Here is a 17,619-nt window from a genome sequence, read left to right on the forward strand (position 1 = left end):
CCGGCCCCGACCGGGTGGGCCTCAGCCTGCGGCCGACGGCGAGAGCGCGCGGATGCTCTCGCGCATGTCGACGCCGAAGGGAAGCACGGCGAGGGCCGGGGTGGTGATGCCGTTGTCGATGTAGCGGCCGATCTGCTCGCGGCAGACCTCGGGGGCGCCGTGGACGACCAGGTCGTCGACGACGTGGTCGGGGATGGCCTCCAGGGCGGCGGCCCTGTCGCCTTCCTTCCACAGGTCCCACATCCCCTTGAGGTCGTCGCCCCGGCCGAGCCACTCGTGGAACGCGGCGTACACGGGCACGTTGAGGTAGGCGGCGATGATGCGGCGGGCCGCCCCCCGGGCGACCTCGGCATCGGGGTTGGGGATCACGAACAGCCGGGCGGCGATCTCCTTGGTGGCCGGGTCGTGGCCTGCCGCTTCGGCGCCGGCGGCGACGTGGGGGACCACCGTCGTCACGTCGTCGGGTGAGAGCCAGTTGAGGATCGCGCCGTCGCCCTCACGACCGGCGAGGCGCAGCATGCCCTCGCGCAGCGCGGCGATGAGGATGGGAACCGGCTCGGGAGGCTTCATGCCGAGCCGGAAGCTGCGGACCGAGAAGCGCCCGTAGTCCTTGGTGACCTTCTCCCCCTCCATCGCATCGCGCAGGAAGCGGACCATGGCCTGCACCTGCTTGTATGGCTCCTCGAAGGGGATGCCGTTCCATCCCTCGACGATCACGTTGGACGACGAACCGATCCCGAGCGCGAACCGGCCGGGCGCCGCCTGGGCGATCGAGCCGACCGTCTGGGCGAGCAGCGCCGGCCCGCGGGTGTAGGCGGGGATGATCGCGGTGCCGAGGCGCAGGCTGGGGGCCCACACCGACGTGAGCGCCAGGGGGGTGAACCCGTCCCCTCCATCGGCCTCGGCGGACCACACGTCGGTGTAGCCCAGCTCGACGAGCTCCTGGATCCACTCCCGGTGCTCGTGGAGCGGGACGCCCCCGAACGGGATGGTCATGCCGTAGCGCTGCATCTGCTTCTCCCCCAGATCGTCCGAATGCTGGCCTTCCTTACCACCCCCGAGGGTTCAGTGTCACACCCCCTGGGGAAGATGTGGGCATGGACACACGGCAGCTTGCGCTCATCACCGACGACGAGTCGGCGACCGCTCGCGACTGGCGGCTCGACGACCACACCCGACAGATCGGCCGCAAGGGGGTGGCCGCGGCTCGCGAGGCGTTGCGGGCGGCGCTGGCCGACCACCACCATCGCGACCGTCGCGATGGTCACGAACCCCCGGCTGCGGCCTAGGCTCTTCGACCATGAACGAGGTCGTCATCGTCGAAGCCGTCCGGAGCCCCGTCGGGCGCCGCAACGGTGGTCTGTCCACCATCCACCCCGCCGACCTGCTCGCGTCGGTGCAGTCCGAGGTCATCTCCCGTTCGGGCATCGACCCGGCCGAGGTCGGCCAGGTGGTCGGAGGATGCGTCAGCCAGGTCGGAGAGCAGACCTTCAACGTGGCCCGCACGGCCTGGCTCACCGCCGGGCTGCCCTTGTCGGTCGCCGCCACCACCGTCGATGCCCAGTGCGGATCGTCCCAACAGGCCACCAACCTGGCCACCGCGATGGTCGCCGGAGGCGTCGTCGACGCCGCGGTCGCCTGCGGGGTCGAGGTCATGAGCCGGGTCCCCATCGGCTCGGCGATGCGCACCGACTTCGGCCGCCCCACACCCAGCAGCTACTTCGAACGCTACGAGATGACCTCGCAGTTCGAAGGCGCCGAGCGCATCGCCGACAAGTGGGGCATCTCCCGGTCCGACACCGACGAGTTCGGGCTGCGCTCCCAGCAGCTGGCGGCTCGGGCATGGGACGAAGGCCGCTTCGAGACCCAGATCGTGCCGATCGACGCCCCCGACCTCGACGACGAGGGCAAGCCCACCGGCTCCACCCACCGCGTCGAGCGCGACGAGGGTCTGCGCGAGACCACGCTCGAGGCCCTCGCCGGGCTCAAGCCCGTCGCCCGCGAGGACGGCGTCCACACCGCAGGCTCCTCGTCGCAGATCTCCGATGGTGCCGCCGCGGTCCTGTTGATGACCCGCCAGAAGGCCGAGGCCCTCGGCCTGCACCCCAAGGCCCGCGTGGTCGACACCTGCAACGTTGGCGTCGACCCGGTGCTCATGCTCACCGGACCGATCGACGCCACCCGTCACCTGTTCGACCGCACCGGCCTGTCGATGTCCGACATCGACGTCACCGAGATCAACGAGGCCTTCGCCTCGGTGGTGCTGGCCTGGGCCCGCGAGATGAACCCCGACATGGACACCGTGAACCCCAACGGTGGCGCCATCGCGCTCGGTCATCCACTCGGCGGCACCGGTGCGGTGCTGCTCACCAAGGCGCTGCACGAGCTCGAGCGCACCGACGGCGAGCACGGGCTCGTCACCATGTGCTGCGGTGGCGGTCTCGGCACCGGCACCATCATCCAGCGCCTCTGACCTTCCCCTCGCTCGCGCCCCCGGCGCCTCCGTCGTGCTCGACCGCATCCCGGTCGCGCCTGAGCCCCTGGAGGCGCCGATGACACCTCGCACGACGGTCGTCGCGTTGCTGCTCGCCACCCTGGCGGTCGCGTGCGCGCCCTCCGGCACGGGCGAGCCACTTCCGGCAGGTTCGGCGCGGGTGGCGTCGGTCGTCGATGGCGACACCGTCGTGCTCGACCTCTCCGACGGCCACGAACCTGTTCGGCTGCTCGGCATCGACACCCCCGAGACCTCACACCCCACCCGACCCGTCGAGTGCTTCGGCGCCGAGGCCACCGCCCGCCTCGCCGAGCTGATCCCGCCCGGGTCGGTCGTCGGTCTTCGAGCGCGACGTCGAAGGTCGCGACCACTACGGCCGGCTCCTCCTGTACCTCTACCGGGCCGACGACGACCTCTTCGTCAACGAGGCCCTCGTGGCCGAGGGGTTCGCCGTCGCCCTGCCCGTCGATCCCAACCACGCCCACCGAGGCACCTTCGCCGCAGCCGAGCAGCAGGCCCGCGCCGACCAGCGGGGGCTGTGGGGAGCCTGTGGCGGACCTGACGTGGCGCTCGATCCGCTCCGCGCCCGGTAGCGTCATCGACTGTGACCACGCTTGCCGAGCGACTCGGACACGATCCCGAGGCGCGCCTGCTGATCATCACCGCCCACGACCTCGGCTCCAGCCACGCCGCCAACAGCGGCGTCTACCAGACCTTGCGCGAGGGCCTGGCCACCAGCGGTTCGCTGATGGTGCCGCCACCATGGGCCCGCGAGGCCGCCGCGTCCTACCGGGGCGAGGACATCGGCGTACAGCTCACCCTCAACGCCGAGTTCGACCTCTACCGGTGGGGTCCGATCACCCACGCTCCCTCACTCGTCGACGGCGACGGCGGATTCCCCCGCACGCCCCACGAGCTGTGGGAGCACGCCGATCTCGACGAGGTGCGCCGCGAGTGCCGCACCCAGATCGAACGGGCGATCGTCTGGGGCTTCGACGTGAGCCACCTCGACTCGCACCTCGGCGCGCTGCACATGCGCCCCGAGTTCTTCGACGTCTACCTCGACCTCGCGGTCGAGTTCGGCCTCCCTGTCCGGCTACCAGGCGACGCCGGCGAGCGTTCCGCGGGTTTTCCTCTGCGCCAACTGGCCACCGACGAGGGCGTGCTCTTCCCCGACCACCTGGCCATCGTCGGCTCGGGCGGCGTCGGCAGCCGCAAGGTCATCGAACGGGCACTGTTCGAGCTGGCGCCGGGCGTCACCGAGGTCTACGTGCACCCTGCCGCCGACAGTCCAGAGCTGCGGGCCCACGCACCGGACTGGGCCAACCGGGTCGACGATCTGCATCTCGTCACCCACGACAGCGATCTGCGGTCGTTGATCCGCCGGACGGGGGCCACCCTGGTCAGCTACCGGCAGCTGCGCGACGCCCAGCGGGCCTGACCCTCGCCAGGCGCGGACTCAGGCCCGGGCCAGAACCCGCCGGCACTCGGGGCGCGCCAACGCCGACAGCCACGCGAAGAACGCACCAGCGCTGCCCGAGGGTTTGAGATCGCCGCGCATGTAGGCCACCGCAGAATCGAAGTCGCCGGCAAGCAGCGCCCCGAGATCGACCTGGCCCTGTGGGATCGAGACCTCGGCGGTGCGACCCGAGTCCGCCGACGGCTCAACCGCCACCAGCCGCCCGTGCTCGACCACCCACAGGAGGGCGAGGCGCTGCGAGCCGTCGCCGGTGACCACGACCTCGACCACTCCCGACCCGCCGGGGCCGCCGGGTAGGTCGCCCAGCAGCGCGTTGACCGACGCCAGCCGTTCGGGATCGGACAGGTCGCTCACTCGGCCTCCTGCCACTCGAGGTCGTCGACGCCGGTGAACAGATCGGACTCGGGCACCTCGGTGTCGACCAACGAGCGGGCCAGGATGTAGTCGTCGAAGGGGTGGACGCTGTTGGCCTCCTCGGCCGGCAACCCGAACCAGAACGGCGACGTCGGGTCGACCTGGGTGGCATGGGCCAGCAGGCCCTCGGTGCGAGCGTGCTGGAACCCGTCGATGGGCACCTGGGTGGTGATGCGGTGGTCGTTGTCCGGACGCTTGACCAGACGCTCTCCGAAGGGCGACTCCATCCCCAGCTCGAGGAACTTCTCGTGCATGGCCACCATGCGGGCCCGCGACCAGGTCGTGTAGTAGAGCTTCAGCGGCTGCCACGGCGGTCCCGCGTCGGGACGCCACTCGGGATCGGCGGCCCGATCGAAGGCCGGCACCGTGATGTCGTGCACCTTCAGATGGTCGGGGTGCTGATACCCCCGTTGGTCGTCGGAGTAGGTGACGACCACGTGAGGCCGCTCGCGGCGGATCACCCTCACCAGCTTCTCGACCGCGTCGTCGAAGTCGGCCTGCCAGAACGAGTCGGGGTGGTCGTTGGACGGAGCCTCGGGCATGCCCGAGTCGCGGTAGCCAAGACGTTCGACGACCTCGTAGCCGATCACGCTCGCCGCCAGGTCGAGCTCGGCCTGGCGCACCGCAGCGACGTCGGCACGGATCTCGGGGGTGTCCATGGCCGGATTGAGGATGGAGCCCTCCTCGCCACCGGTGCAGCACACCAGGACGGTGTGCGCCCCCATGGACCGGTACTTGGCGATGGTGGGCGCCCCCTTGGACGCTTCGTCATCGGGATGGGCGTGGACGGTGAGGATGACGGGCCGGGCCATGGATCGACGCTACCAAGACGGCGCCGACATCGGCCGCGGACGACGACCGAAGACCACCACGAGGACCGGCACTACAGTGGCCTCGGCAGCGCCCGGCTCATTGCCGGACACAAGGCGAGAGCGAGGCAGACCATGGACGACACCGGCATCTGGATGCTCATCTGGATCGTCGTGGCGGCGGTGCTCGGCATCGGCGAGATCATGGCCGCCGGCTCGTTCTTCATGCTCCCGTTCGCAGTGGGGGCCCTGGCCGCCTTCGGCGGCGCCGCAATCGGCGTCAGCCTGGCGGTGCAGCTCGTGCTGTTCATCGCCGTGTCCGGCGGCTCCTTTCTCGCCATGCGCCCCCTGGCGCACCGCCTCAACACCGAGCCCCAACAGATCGACGGCATCGGCGCCCGGCGACTCATCGGCGCCCAGGGCCGGGTGATCGAAGCGATCTCCGCCGACGGTGGCATCGGCCTCGTCCGCCTCGACCGTCAGGAGTGGCGGGCCCAGGGCCTCGAGGGTGGCACCATCGAAGAAGGCGCCCGAGTGAAGGTGGTCGAGGTCCGCGGCACCCGAGTGGTGGTGTTCCCCGTCGAGCTGCCGAACAGCGACGGATCCGACCCACCCGGCGACCCCTCGTCCTGACCTCGCCCCCGGGCTCCACATCCACGAGCACGGTGCCCGACGATGTGCCAACATCGGCGACGGGGCCCGACGATCACCGGCGTGCCCATCAGGCGGTCCGTTCCGCAGAAGGAGATCCTGCGTGCAAGTCCTCATCGCTGTGCTCATCGTGCTGGTGGCGTTCCTCGTCATCTACGCCGCCGCCGGCATCCGCATCGTCCGCGAACACCAGAAGGGCATCGTCGAACAGCTCGGGCGCTACAAGGAGACCTGCGATTCGGGTCTGCGCATCATCATCCCGTTCGTCCAGCGCATGCGGCTGGTCGACATGCGCGAGCAGGTGGTCGATGTGCCTCCCCAGGAGGTCATCACCTCCGACAACGTGTCGGTCACCGTCGATGCCGTCGTGTACTACGAGCCCACCGACCCGAAGCGGCTCATGTACAACGTCGCCAACTTCCTCATGGCGGTCACCAAGCTGGCCCAGACCAACCTGCGCAACGTCATCGGCGACATGAGCCTCGACGAGGCACTCACCTCGCGGGACAAGGTCAACATCAACCTTCGCGAGATCCTCGACGACGCCACCGACAGCTGGGGTGTCCGCGTCGTCCGCGTCGAGATCCAGCGCATCGACCCACCGCCCGACGTCATGAACGCCATGCACGAGCAGATGCGAGCCGAACGCACCCGCCGGGCCGTGGTGACCCAGGCCGAGGGCGAACGCACCGCCGCCATCACCAGGGCCGAGGGCCAGAAGGCCTCCGACATCCTCCAGGCCGAGGGCGTCAAAGCCAGTCAGGTGCTCGAGGCCGAGGGTCAGGCCGAGGCCATCCGCTCGATCGCCGACGCCGAGAAGTTCCGCCAGCTCACCGTCGCCGAAGGTGAGGCCGAAGCCATCCGGTCGGTGTACCACGCCATCCACGACGGCAACCCCACCACCGATCTGCTGGCCATCAAGTACCTCGAAGCCCTCGGCCGCATCGCCAACGGCCAAGCCACCAAGATCTTCCTTCCCGCCGACATGTCCGGCATGGCAGGTGCGGTCGCCGGCATCGGCGAGCTGTTCCGGGCCGGCGACGGCGATTCCGACGACGACGCTCCGGCCGTCGGCGGTCCGTCCACGCCCATCTGAACCCGACGCCCGCTACGGGGGCCGGATCGCCCGCATCTCCGCCCCCTCCCGGGGCGCAAGTAGGCTCGCCTCCGATGGAGCGATTCGAGATCATCGGTGGACGGCCCCTGTCGGGAACCGTACGGCCGGCCGGCAACAAGAACGCCGCTCTCCCGATGCTCGCAGCCTCACTGCTCGGGGACGGTCCCACCACCCTCACCAACGTTCCCGACATCGGCGATGTCCGCACCATGCTGCGACTCATCAGCGGTCTCGGCGCCGAGGTGTCCCACCACCCCGACGGCAGGGTCACCATCGACCCGAGCGGGGCGACCCCGCAACCGCTCGACCCCGAGCTGTGCACCCGCATCCGAGCGTCGCTGCTGCTGGCCGGCCCGCTCCTCGCCCGCTTCGGCGAGGTCACCATGCCTCCCCCCGGCGGCGACACCATCGGACGACGGCGCAACGATCCGCACTGGCACGCCTTCGCCGCGCTCGGCGCCGAGCTAACCGACCGTGGCGCCGAGCACCACCTCACCAGCAACGGCCGCCTGACCGGCACCGACATCCTGCTCGACGAAGCCTCGGTGATGGCGACCGAGAACGCCGTCATGGCCGCGGTGCTGGCCAAGGGCACCACCCTCATCCGCAACGCCGCCTCCGAGCCCCACGTCCAGGACCTGTGCGAGATGCTGGTCCAGATGGGGGCATCGATCGGGGGCATCGGATCGAACCTGTTGATGATCGACGGCGTCGACACGCTCTCTGGGACCGAAGCCACCATTGCTCCCGACTACATGGAGGTCGGGTCCTTCATCGGCTTGGGCGCGGTCACCGACGGCGACTTGCGGATCGGACCGGTGCGCCACGCCGACCTGCGCATGATCGTCGCCAAGTTCGCCGTCCTCGGTGTGGAGGTCACCACCGACGCCGACGAGGTCATCGTTCCCGGCCACCAGAGCCTGCACATCCAGGAGGACTTCGGTGGCAAGATCCCCCGCCTCCACGAGGCCCCATGGCCCGGATTCCCCGCCGACCTCATGTCCATCGCCCTGGTGGTGGCCACCCAGGCATCGGGCACGGTGCTCATGCATCAATGGATGTTCGAGAGCCGTCTCTACTTCACCGACCGCCTGATCGAGATGGGCGCCCGGATCATCGTCGCCGACCCGCATCGCGCCGTGGTCACCGGCCCCTCCAGCCTCCGGGGCGCACGCCTGCAGTCTCCGGACATCCGCGCCGGGATGGCCCTGCTCATGGCCGCGCTGTGCGCCGAAGGACCCTCGTCGATCGCCAACATCGGCCAGATCGACCGCGGCTACGAACGCATCGACGACAAGCTGCGCGACCTGGGGGCCCACATCGAGCGCGTGCCCGCCTGAGCCCCGACGCCTCGGGTCGGGTGGACGACCACCGGGGCGACACCACTACAGTCCAACACCTCGACCCCGTTCCTGTGCACACCGGGGCTTGAACTCAGGCACCGGCTGCCGATGGAACGGGGTCCAGCCGCTGTGAGCGATATGGGGGGAGTGCCAGCATGCAGATCGAGTCGAGCCGCACCAGGCTGCTCGTCGCGGTGGCCATCGTGTCGGGCCCGCTCGCTGCAGCCACCGCGGCGGTGTTGTCGGGCCCCGGACGCCTCGTCGCACCAGCCGTGGCCGCCGCCATGGCCACGATCGGGCTCGCCGCCGGACACACCTACCGACGCGGGACCGACGCCGCGCTGCGCCAGCTGCAGCACGACCGGCTCAAGCTGGTCTCACTGCTCGAGGAATCCGACGCGGCGGTCGCGATCCTCGACGCGGACGGCCGCTACCTCGATCTCGGCCCCACAGCGATCGAGATCCTCGGCCGGACCGAGGAATCGCTCGTCGGCAGGTTGGTGGGCGAAGACATCGACCCCGAGGACCAGGCCCGGGTGATCGACGCCATCGGCTCAGTGGCCTCGCAGGGACTCAACCGCCTCACCGGGCTCCGGACCCGGATCCATGCCGGCGACGACCGCTGGCTCGACATCGAACTGGCCATCAGCAACCGCCTCGATGACCCGGCGGTGCAGGGGCTGGTCCTGACCGCACGTGACATCTCGCCCCAACTGGCGGCGACCAAGGAGCTCGCCGCCAGCGTCGAGCAGCAGGCAGGGGTCGCCCAGCTCGGGCGCCGTGCGCTCGAGGGCGCCGACCCGGCCCGTCTCGCACTCGAAGCGGTGTCCATCTTGGCCAAGACCCTGCACGTCGACGGGGTCGAGCTCTACCGCCACGTCGCCAACGAAGGCCTGCTGCTGCTCGAGACGTCCCTCGGTCCAACCCGCGACCTCGCCGGGCTCATCACCGTGGACTCGGACGAGTCGCTCCCCGAGGTGCTGGCCATCACCGAACGCAAGACCGTCGTGGTCGACGACGTGTTGATCGACCCGCGCTTCGACGTCCCTCCTCACCTGCGGACAGGCGGCCCCCACAGCATGCTGTCGGTCCCCGTCACCGGCCCCGGACAGCCCTACGGCGCGCTGTCGGTCCACTCCGCGCAACGCCGGATCTTCACTCCCGACGACACCGTCTTCGTGCAATCGATCGCCAACGCCCTCGGCTTGGCGCTGGACCGCCGACGCGCCGAGGAGGAGACGCTGCACCGCGCCTTTCACGACGCGCTCACCGGGCTCCCCAACCGCACCCTGTTCGTCCACCGCCTGCAGCGCACCATCGAACGCTTGGGCCCCCACGCGTCCGACGTCGGCGTCTTCGTCATCGACCTCGACCACTTCAAGGTCATCAACGACTCGCTCGGCCACGAGCTCGGCGACGCGCTGCTCATCGAGGTCACGAACCGGGTCCGCGACACCGTCCGGCCCGGAGACATGATCGCCCGACTCGGTGGCGACGAGTTCGCACTGCTCTGCGACGACGCGGGCTCGATCGAACGGATCGACTCCATCGCCAGCCGCATCGCCGAGGCGCTCTACGTCCCCATCGAGATCGCCGGCCGGGCGATCCACGTCACGGCCAGCATCGGCGTCGCCGGCCCGTCGTCGGCTGAGGACACCGCCGCCTCGCTCCTTCGCGACGCCGACATCGCCCTCTACCAGGCCAAGGACCGCGGACGTGGTGGCTACGCGCTGTTCGATGAGACCCACCGTGTGCGGGCGGTGAACCGCCTCGAGACCGAGAGCGAACTACGTCGCGCCGTTCCCGCCGGTGAGCTGCGGGTGCACTACCAGCCCACCGTCGACCTCTCCACCGGCGCGACCTCGGGTGTCGAGGCGCTGGTCCGCTGGAACCACCCGACCCGCGGCATGATCCGGCCGAGCGAGTTCATCCCCATCGCCGAGCAGACCGACCTCATCGACCACGTGGGGCGGTGGGTCCTCGAACAAGCGTGCCGGCAGCTGGTCGACTGGGAACGGCGAGCCGACACCTGGAACCTGTGCGTCGCGGTGAACCTCTCGGCCCGTCAGTTGTGCCTCCCCGATCTGGCCGAGGACATGGCGCTCATCATCGCGCGTTCGGGGGCCGACCCGGCCAAGCTCTGCCTGGAGATCACCGAGAGCGCGCTGATGATCGACCTCGACCGGGCTACCGAGGCGGTGCGTGCCTTGAAGGCACTGGGCGTGCGGATCGCAGTCGACGACTTCGGCACCGGATACTCGTCGCTGACCTACCTCACCCGCCTTCCCGTCGACGTCGTCAAGATCGACCAGAGCTTCATCACCGCGATCGCCCACGATCCCCAGGACCGTGCCATCACCCGGGGCATCATCGACCTCGCCCACTCCCTGGGACTCACCGTGGTCGCCGAGGGCGTCGAGAACGAGCAACAGCTCCTGATCCTCGACGAGCTGGGGTGCGACCAGGCTCAAGGGTTCCTGTTCGCCCGTCCGGACGTCGCCAGCGCGGTGTCCACCAGGCCGATCTCGGTCGACGCCGACGTCGTCGGTCCATGATCCCCACGTCTCCGACGGGACGCGATGCACCCGAGTGACCGCGTCCGGTTCGCGACCGAGACCGCCAAGGCGGTGCTCGAGGGGCGCCTCGATCCCGTCGAGGCCGAGGCCGCGCTGGCCCTGCAGCTCGAACAGCTCGTCCCACAGCTGCGCAGCGACCGCGACGCGGTCACCCACAGCGAGTGCGAAGCGGTGGCGACGACCCTCCGGCTACTCGGTGAGCAGATCAACGACCGCTCGTCCGAACACGGGGAGCCGGCCGCCCACACCGCCATCGCCGAGATGCTCGGGCGCCTCGCCCAAGTCCTACGCTGAGGTGGCGGCGGTGACCGAGGACAGGAACGACGGCAGCTCCGACACCCGCATGGGGCGTCCGAGGAAGTAGCCCTGCAGCGAGTCGACCCCGAGCGCGCTGAGCGCGTCGAGGTCGGCCTGAGCCTCGACCCGTTCAGCCAGGACCTCCAGACCCAGGCGCTTGACGAGGGCCACGATCCCGTCGACCAGGTCGCGCTGGCGCCCCTCCGACGCCGCCCCACCCACGAACGCGCCATCGAGCTTGACCACATCGAGCGGCAACGCGTCGAGGTGGGTCAGCGAGGACAGGCCGGTGCCGAAGTCGTCCAAGGCGACCTTCACCCCGCGTCGACGGAGCTCGGCCAGGGTGGCGCGGGCCTGTGCGATGTCGCCGACGACCGCTGTCTCGGTGACCTCGACCCCCATGGCATCAGGCGGCAGCTGGTACGCGTCGAGGGCCGCCATGACGTCGCCGACCAAGGTCGGCGACATGAGCTGGTCGGCCGCCAGGTTCACCCACACCCGGACACCGGCGTGGCGGTGGACCAACCACCGGCGAGCATCGTGGCACGCCCGGTCGAGCACCCATGCCCCGAGCCTGGACATGAGCCCGGCGTCCTCGGCCACCGACAGGAACTGGTCTGGTGCGAGCCGGCCTCGCACCGGATGGTTCCACCGGATCAGCGCCTCGACACCGACCCACCCGCCCTCGACCAGTGACCACAGTGGCTGGTAGAAGAGCTCGAGCTCATCGGAGTCGAATGCCCGCCGCAGGTCGTGTTCCACCTGGTGGCGGGCCAGGGCCGCCTGGCGGATCTCGTCGGTGAAGAGCTCGACCCGGCGGCGACCCATGGCTTTGGCGTGGTACATGGCCGCGTCGGCGTCGCGCAGTACCGAGGCCACCGTGCTGTCGGTGACCGCCACCACCACACCGATGCTGGAGGTGATGACCACATCCTCCCCGTCGACCTGCACCGGCTCAGAGGTCGCGGCCACCACCCGCTCGGCAAGCGACAACGCATCGGCCGCCGACGAGATCCGGTGGGACAACACGGCGAACTCGTCACCACCCAGGCGTGCCACCACGTCGCCCGGCCGCACCGACCTCGTCAACCGATCAGCCGCAGCCTGCAGCACGGCATCGCCCACGTCGTGACCCTGGCTGTCGTTGAGCACCTTGAACTGGTCGAGGTCGATGAACAGCACGGCGGGAAACGCCCCGCTTCGTGTCCCGTGGCGCAGCGCGTCGTCGAGGTGCTCGGAGAACAGTCGCCGGTTGGCGAGCCCGGTGAGGGCGTCGTGGGTGGCCTGATGGATCAGCGACGTCTGCAGACGCTGCTGCTCGGTGACGTCGCGCACCACCACGATCGCTTCGTTGCCGGCCACGGTGACCCTGGCCTCGTACGACCTCGTGTGCCCGCCCCGTGATTCCTCCACGGCCTCGATCCGGCTGGTGCCGGCCTCACCACGATGCAACGCCTGTTCCACCGGTCGGACCAGCTCGGGAAACACCTCGGCGAGCAACCGACCCGACGCGGCATCGGCCGACAGGAAGGTGGGGTCCTCCGCCGAGGGGCGCCAGTCGAGCACCACGCCCTCGGAATCGACACGGACCAACAGATCGGGGATCCCCTCGACGAGCGCCCGGAACCGTCGTTCGGAACGGCGGACCTCGATCTCGGCATCACGCCGGGCGATCACCTGGCCGAACGACACGGCAGCCGAGCCCAGCACCGTTGCCTCCTGATCGGACCAGGAGCGGGCTCGGCCACACACGTCGAACCCCACCGATCCGATGAGGCGCCCACCGTCGACCAGGGGCATGACCATCGTCGACTCGACGCCGGTGGCCTCCCAGACAGCTTGCTCGGCTTCCCATCCCGACCCGAGCGTCTCGACCGAGCTGATGCGAACGGTCTCGCCGCCGGACAGCGCCTCGCGGACCCGGGGCATGGTGGTGTCGGGGAACGCCACCACCGACGGCCGAGCCGCCGGGACTCCCGGGGCCGTCCACTCGTGGGTCATGTCGAGCAGCACCCCATCGGGACGGTACTGGGTCACATAGGCACGGTCGGCCCCCATCGCCTGGCCGAGAGAACTGAGGGCGGCCTCGATGCCCGAGTCCACCTCATCGGGCGGTATCTCGATGAAGCGCTGACTGACCTGGGTGACCAGCGCCAGCACCTCGGACCGCTCTTCGACCGCCACCTCGGCACGCTTGCGGTCGGTGATGTCGATGCCGACCGCCTGGATCTGGGTGACCCGACCGTCCTCGACCACCGCCGAGGTGCTCCACTGTTGCCACCGTTGGTTGCCCTCGGTGTCGTAGAGGAACCCCTCGTCGATCACCAGCGGGTGTTCGGGGGTCAGCGACGCGATGGTGACCGCGGCCGGCTCACGACGCGGCTCGGGCAGCAGGTCGAGCATCCGCTTGCCGACCAGCTGGTCGGGCTCGTGGCCGTGGTAGTGGGCGAACGCCTCGTTGGCGAAGAGGAGCGTCGAGTCCGGGAGGAACCGGCACACCAGCTCGGCCTGGTGTTCGACCAGGTCCCGGTAGCGACCCTCGCTCTCGGCCAAGGCGGTGAGCGCCTCGTGCTCGCGCGTGACATCGCGCAACGACACCACCACCTGATCTCCCCTTGGGATGGCCGACAACGCGAGCCGGTGCGTGGTGCCGCGCAGGAACGTGGCTTGCACCTCGGTGGCCTGGGGCTTGCCGGAGGTCACGGCCTCTTCCAGGAGCTGGTAGCGGCCATCCTCCACCGTGGCCGGCAGGTGCTCGCGGAGCCGGCGACCGACCCAGTCTCCGCTGCCGGGTGGGAACATCCCCAGGAGCACCTCGTTGACGAAGACCATCTCGAAGTCGATGATCTGGCCCGAACCGTCGCGGACCGCGCGGTGCACGGCGATGCCGTCGCTGGTCGCGTCGATGACCCGGCGAAGGAACGCCGCGTCGTACACCGGTTCGTTCGGGTGGTCGGCCGCTGAGGCCAGGGTCATCGTCAGCTCCAGGAGCCGTGAGCGGAGATCTGGTGCAACCGTCGGCACCTGGGGGACCCAGATGAGTGTGAACCACGGGGTGCAGTCGACGCCGAAGGTCACCGAAAGTCCCTGGACGGGCGGGTGCGGGCGGCCAACGGCAGCGGCTCGATCCGCTCGGCGATGACGTTGACCACCCCGCCGTCGCCACGTTCGAGACGACCGTGCACCATCAGCGCCGGGGCCCCCCGAGCCACCCGCCGGTACCGGCTCCAGCACCCCATCGACACCACCACGTTCACCAGGCCGGTCTCGTCCTCGAGGTTGACGAAGGTGGTGCCCGAGGCGGTGGCCGGCCGTTGCCGGTGGGTCACCACACCGCCCACCAGGACCTTGGTGCCGTGATCGAGACCGACCAGGTCGGCGGCGGTGACCACCCCCAGGCCGGCGAGATGATCCCGGACGAACCGGGTGGGGTGCCCATCGGGTGACACGCCGGTGGCCCACAGGTCGGCCATGGCCAGCTCGTGGTCGCTCATACCGGGCAACGGCGGTGCCTCGACCCCGGTGAGCATGCCCTCGAGGCGATCGTCGCGCGCCACCGCGACCGCACCCGCGGCCCACAGCGCCGAGCGACGGTCGAGTCCGAAGCCGTCGAAGGCCCCTGCGGTGGCGAGCGCCTCGAGCACGGGGGCTGGTGGCCGGACCCGCCGGGCCAGGTCCTCGGGCGAACGGTAGGGAGCACCGTCCACGATGCGTTCGGCCAGATCGGTTCCGACCCCACGGATCGACGACAGCCCCAGCCGTACCGTCGGTCCTCCCACCCCCCACTCCGACGGCGGGGCACCCGACGGTGGCGGCGTGCCGGCAGATCCTTCGAGGGTGGCATGCACCCCCGACGCATTGATGTCGGGGGTGGCCACCGGGACTCCGTGACGGCGGGCATCCTGGACCAGCGAGTGCGGCGAGTAGAACCCCATGGGTTGGGCGCCGAGGAGCCCCGCGCAGAACGCCGCCGGGTGGTAGCGCTTGCACCACGAGCTGGCATAGACCAGGTAGGCGAACGACACCGAGTGGCTCTCGGGGAACCCGAAGTTGGCGAAGGCCGCCAGCTTGTCGTAGATGGCATCGGCCACCTCGCCGGTGATGCCCCGGGCGCCCATGCCATCGAAGAGGCGCCGACGGAGGCGTTCCATGCGCTCGGCGCTGCGCTTGGCTCCCATGGCCTGGCGGAGCTGATCGGCCTCGGCCGGGCTGAAGCCGGCCACGTCGATGGCCATCGCCATGAGCTGCTCCTGGAACAGCGGCACACCGAGGGTCTTGGCCAGCGACCGCTCGAGCAGCGGATGAAGGTAGGTGACCGGCTCCTGGCCGTTGCGGCGCCGGATGTAGGGGTGCACCGACCCGCCCTGGATCGGCCCGGGACGGATGAGCGCGACCTCGACCACCAGGTCATAGAACGTGCGGGGACGCAACCGTGGCAGCGTGGCCATCTGGGCCCGGCTCTCGACCTGGAAGACCCCGATGGAGTCGGCCCGGCACAGCATGTCGTAGACCTCGGGGTCCTGGGGCAACGAGGCCAGGTCGATGTCGATGCCCTGGTGGTCGCGCACCAGGTCGATGGTGAGGTGCAGGGCGGTGAGCATGCCGAGTCCGAGCAGGTCGAACTTGACCAGGCCGGTGGCCGCGCAGTCGTCCTTGTCCCACTGCAGCACGGTGCGGCCGTCCATGCGGGCCCACTCGACCGGGCACACCTCGACCACCGGCCGGTCGCAGATCACCATGCCCCCGGAGTGGATGCCGAGATGGCGGGGGAAGTGCTCGACCGCTCCGGCGAGCTCGAGCACCGACGGCGGGATGGAGGAGTCCGGTCGGGCCGCGGTGGCCGACACCGGACCCCAACGGTCGACCTCCTTGCTCCAGGCGTCCTGCTGGCCCGGCGCGTGGCCGAGCGCCTTGGCCATGTCGCGCACCGCGGACTTGGCCCGGTAGGTGATGACGTTGGCCACCTGGGCAGCGTGGCGGCGACCGTGCCGTTCGTAGACGTACTGGATGACCTCTTCGCGCCGATCGCTCTCGATGTCGATGTCGATGTCGGGAGGGCCGTCGCGCTCGGACGAGAGGAATCGCTCGAACAGCAACCCGAGCGAGACCGCATCGGCGTTGGTGATGCCGAGGGCGAAGCAGACCGCCGAGTTGGCCGCCGAGCCCCGTCCCTGGCAGAGGATGTTCTGGCGGTGGCAGAACTGGACCAGGTCCCAGACGATGAGGAAGTAGCCGGGGAACCCCAACTGGTCGATGACGCTCAGCTCGTGGTCGATCTGAGCCCACGCTCCCGGCACCCGTTCGTCATGGCGGGAGCCATACCTCGAGGTGGCGCCCTGTTCGGTGAGGTGCCGGAGATGGGACATCTCGTCGAACCCGGCCGGGCAGGGGAACGGCGGCAGCTCGGGTGCCACGAGGGCCAGGTCGAACGCGCACGCCAACCCCAGCTGTGCGGCCCGCTCGACCACACCGGGATACCGGGCGAAGCGTCGGGCTTGTTCGGTGCCCGACCGCAGATGGGCGCACGGACCGGCCGGGAGCCAGCCGTCGACGTCGTCGAGCGAGCGTCGGGACCGCACCGCGGCGAGCGCGGTGGCGAGCGGCCGACGGGCGGGGCTGGCGTAGTGGACGTTGTTGGTGGCCACCGGCTCGACCCCGAGCGACATCGCCAGGGAGGCCAACGCGTCGTTGCGGGCCGAGTCGAGGGGATCGCCGTGATCCCACAGCTCGACGAAGACGTGGTCGGTCCCGAAGCGCTCGACCAACCGCTGCAGCTCGCGCCGGGCCCCGGTCGGGCCCTCGGCCATCAACGCCCGGTTGACCGCTCCCTTGCGGCACCCGGTGAGCACCGCCCAGTGCCCGGGCGGACCAGCCAGCCCTGCCAGGGCGTCGAGGTCGAGTCGGGGCGCTCCCTTCTCCCCTTCCAACTGGGCGTCGCTGATGGCCGCAGACAGCCGGGCGTAGCCAGTGGGGTCGCGAGCCAGCACCACGAGGTGGTCGCCATCGGGATCGGCGTGGCCGGCCGGTGGCGCGACGGCGCCCAGCGTGAGCTCGGCCCCGAACACGGTGGGGAGGCCGTGGACCCGGGCGGCCTCGGCGAAGCGGACCACCCCGTAGAAGCCGTCGTGGTCGGTGAGCGCGAGGGCCGCGAGCCCGAGCTCCGCGGCGTGCTCCACCAACTCCTCGGGGTGTGAGGCTCCGTCGAGAAAGCTGAAGTTGGAGTGGCAGTGCAGCTCGGCATAGGGCACCGAACCCGGCCGGCGCCGGACCTGGGCGGGCGGGGTGTAGGGCCCACGTGTGCGCGACCAGGCCGGGCTGTCGGCGCCGTCACCGGGGAAGGGGTGGTCGCCTCGGGCGCTGCCCGACAGGCGCTGCTCGAGCACCGACCATCGAACCGGAGGGTTGCGCCATCCCATAGGGAGCCCAGGCTATCGAACA

The 17,619-nt window shown here is 70.2% G+C and carries 13 protein-coding genes and 1 pseudogene; 9 read left to right on the forward strand and 5 right to left on the reverse strand.

The window, feature by feature from the left end:
• Positions 1–21 precede the first annotated feature (21 nt).
• Complete coding sequence (locus U5K29_09530) at positions 22–1,011, reverse strand: LLM class F420-dependent oxidoreductase (protein MDZ7678782.1); 990 nt, start codon at positions 1,009–1,011, stop codon at positions 22–24.
• Positions 1,012–1,097: 86 nt separating this feature from the next.
• On the opposite strand from U5K29_09530, the gene U5K29_09535 reads away from it, so the two are divergent.
• The 4 genes and pseudogenes from U5K29_09535 (at position 1,098) to U5K29_09550 (ending at position 3,935) form a co-directional block, all read left to right on the forward strand.
• On the forward strand, positions 1,098–1,289 hold the full coding sequence (locus U5K29_09535; protein ID MDZ7678783.1) for a hypothetical protein: 192 nt from the start codon (positions 1,098–1,100) through the stop codon (positions 1,287–1,289).
• A gap of 11 nt (positions 1,290–1,300) precedes the next feature.
• Positions 1,301–2,473, forward strand: a complete 1,173-nt coding sequence (locus tag U5K29_09540; protein MDZ7678784.1) for a steroid 3-ketoacyl-CoA thiolase — start codon at positions 1,301–1,303, stop codon at positions 2,471–2,473.
• Between the two features lie 383 nt (positions 2,474–2,856).
• A pseudogene (locus U5K29_09545) lies at positions 2,857–3,087 on the forward strand (thermonuclease family protein).
• Positions 3,088–3,098: 11 nt separating this feature from the next.
• A complete protein-coding gene (locus U5K29_09550; GenBank protein MDZ7678785.1) occupies positions 3,099–3,935 on the forward strand; it encodes a polysaccharide deacetylase family protein in 837 nt (278 codons plus the stop codon).
• An 18-nt stretch (positions 3,936–3,953) separates the two neighbouring features.
• Here U5K29_09550 and U5K29_09555 read toward each other — a convergent pair whose 3' ends face one another.
• Together U5K29_09555 and mca are read right to left on the reverse strand one after the other, a co-directional pair.
• The gene (locus tag U5K29_09555) at positions 3,954–4,328 is read right to left on the reverse strand and encodes a hypothetical protein (GenBank protein MDZ7678786.1); all 375 of its coding nucleotides are present in this window, start codon (positions 4,326–4,328) and stop codon (positions 3,954–3,956) included.
• Positions 4,325–5,200: a mycothiol conjugate amidase Mca gene (gene mca / locus U5K29_09560; GenBank protein MDZ7678787.1), complete on the reverse strand. Its 876-nt coding sequence runs from the start codon at positions 5,198–5,200 to the stop codon at positions 4,325–4,327. The genes U5K29_09555 and mca overlap by 4 nt, the downstream gene beginning before the upstream one ends.
• A 132-nt stretch (positions 5,201–5,332) precedes the next feature.
• Here mca and U5K29_09565 point away from each other — a divergent pair, with 132 nt between their 5' ends.
• The 5 genes from U5K29_09565 (at position 5,333) to U5K29_09585 (ending at position 11,178) form a co-directional block, all read left to right on the forward strand.
• On the forward strand, positions 5,333–5,830 hold the full coding sequence (locus U5K29_09565; GenBank protein MDZ7678788.1) for an NfeD family protein: 498 nt from the start codon (positions 5,333–5,335) through the stop codon (positions 5,828–5,830).
• A gap of 121 nt (positions 5,831–5,951) precedes the next feature.
• Positions 5,952–6,944, forward strand: a complete 993-nt coding sequence (locus U5K29_09570) for an SPFH domain-containing protein (protein MDZ7678789.1) — start codon at positions 5,952–5,954, stop codon at positions 6,942–6,944.
• A gap of 74 nt (positions 6,945–7,018) precedes the next feature.
• Positions 7,019–8,305: a UDP-N-acetylglucosamine 1-carboxyvinyltransferase gene (murA, locus tag U5K29_09575; protein MDZ7678790.1), complete on the forward strand. Its 1,287-nt coding sequence runs from the start codon at positions 7,019–7,021 to the stop codon at positions 8,303–8,305.
• 158 nt (positions 8,306–8,463) lie between these two features.
• Complete coding sequence (locus tag U5K29_09580) at positions 8,464–10,863, forward strand: EAL domain-containing protein (GenBank protein MDZ7678791.1); 2,400 nt, start codon at positions 8,464–8,466, stop codon at positions 10,861–10,863.
• Positions 10,864–10,887: 24 nt separating this feature from the next.
• Positions 10,888–11,178, forward strand: a complete 291-nt coding sequence (locus U5K29_09585; protein ID MDZ7678792.1) for a hypothetical protein — start codon at positions 10,888–10,890, stop codon at positions 11,176–11,178.
• Here U5K29_09585 and U5K29_09590 read toward each other — a convergent pair.
• Positions 11,170–14,157 (reverse strand): EAL domain-containing protein, encoded by a 2,988-nt coding sequence (locus tag U5K29_09590; GenBank protein ID MDZ7678793.1) that lies wholly within the window; start codon positions 14,155–14,157, stop codon positions 11,170–11,172. The two genes, U5K29_09585 and U5K29_09590, sit on opposite strands and share 9 nt — an antisense overlap.
• Positions 14,158–14,255: 98 nt before the next feature.
• Entirely contained in the window at positions 14,256–17,597 is a 3,342-nt protein-coding gene (locus tag U5K29_09595) for an error-prone DNA polymerase (protein MDZ7678794.1), read from the reverse strand.
• Positions 17,598–17,619: the final 22 nt, after the last annotated feature.

The sequence above is a fragment of the Acidimicrobiales bacterium genome (genome assembly GCA_034521975.1).
Taxonomy (GTDB): Bacteria; Actinomycetota; Acidimicrobiia; order Acidimicrobiales; family SKKL01; genus SKKL01.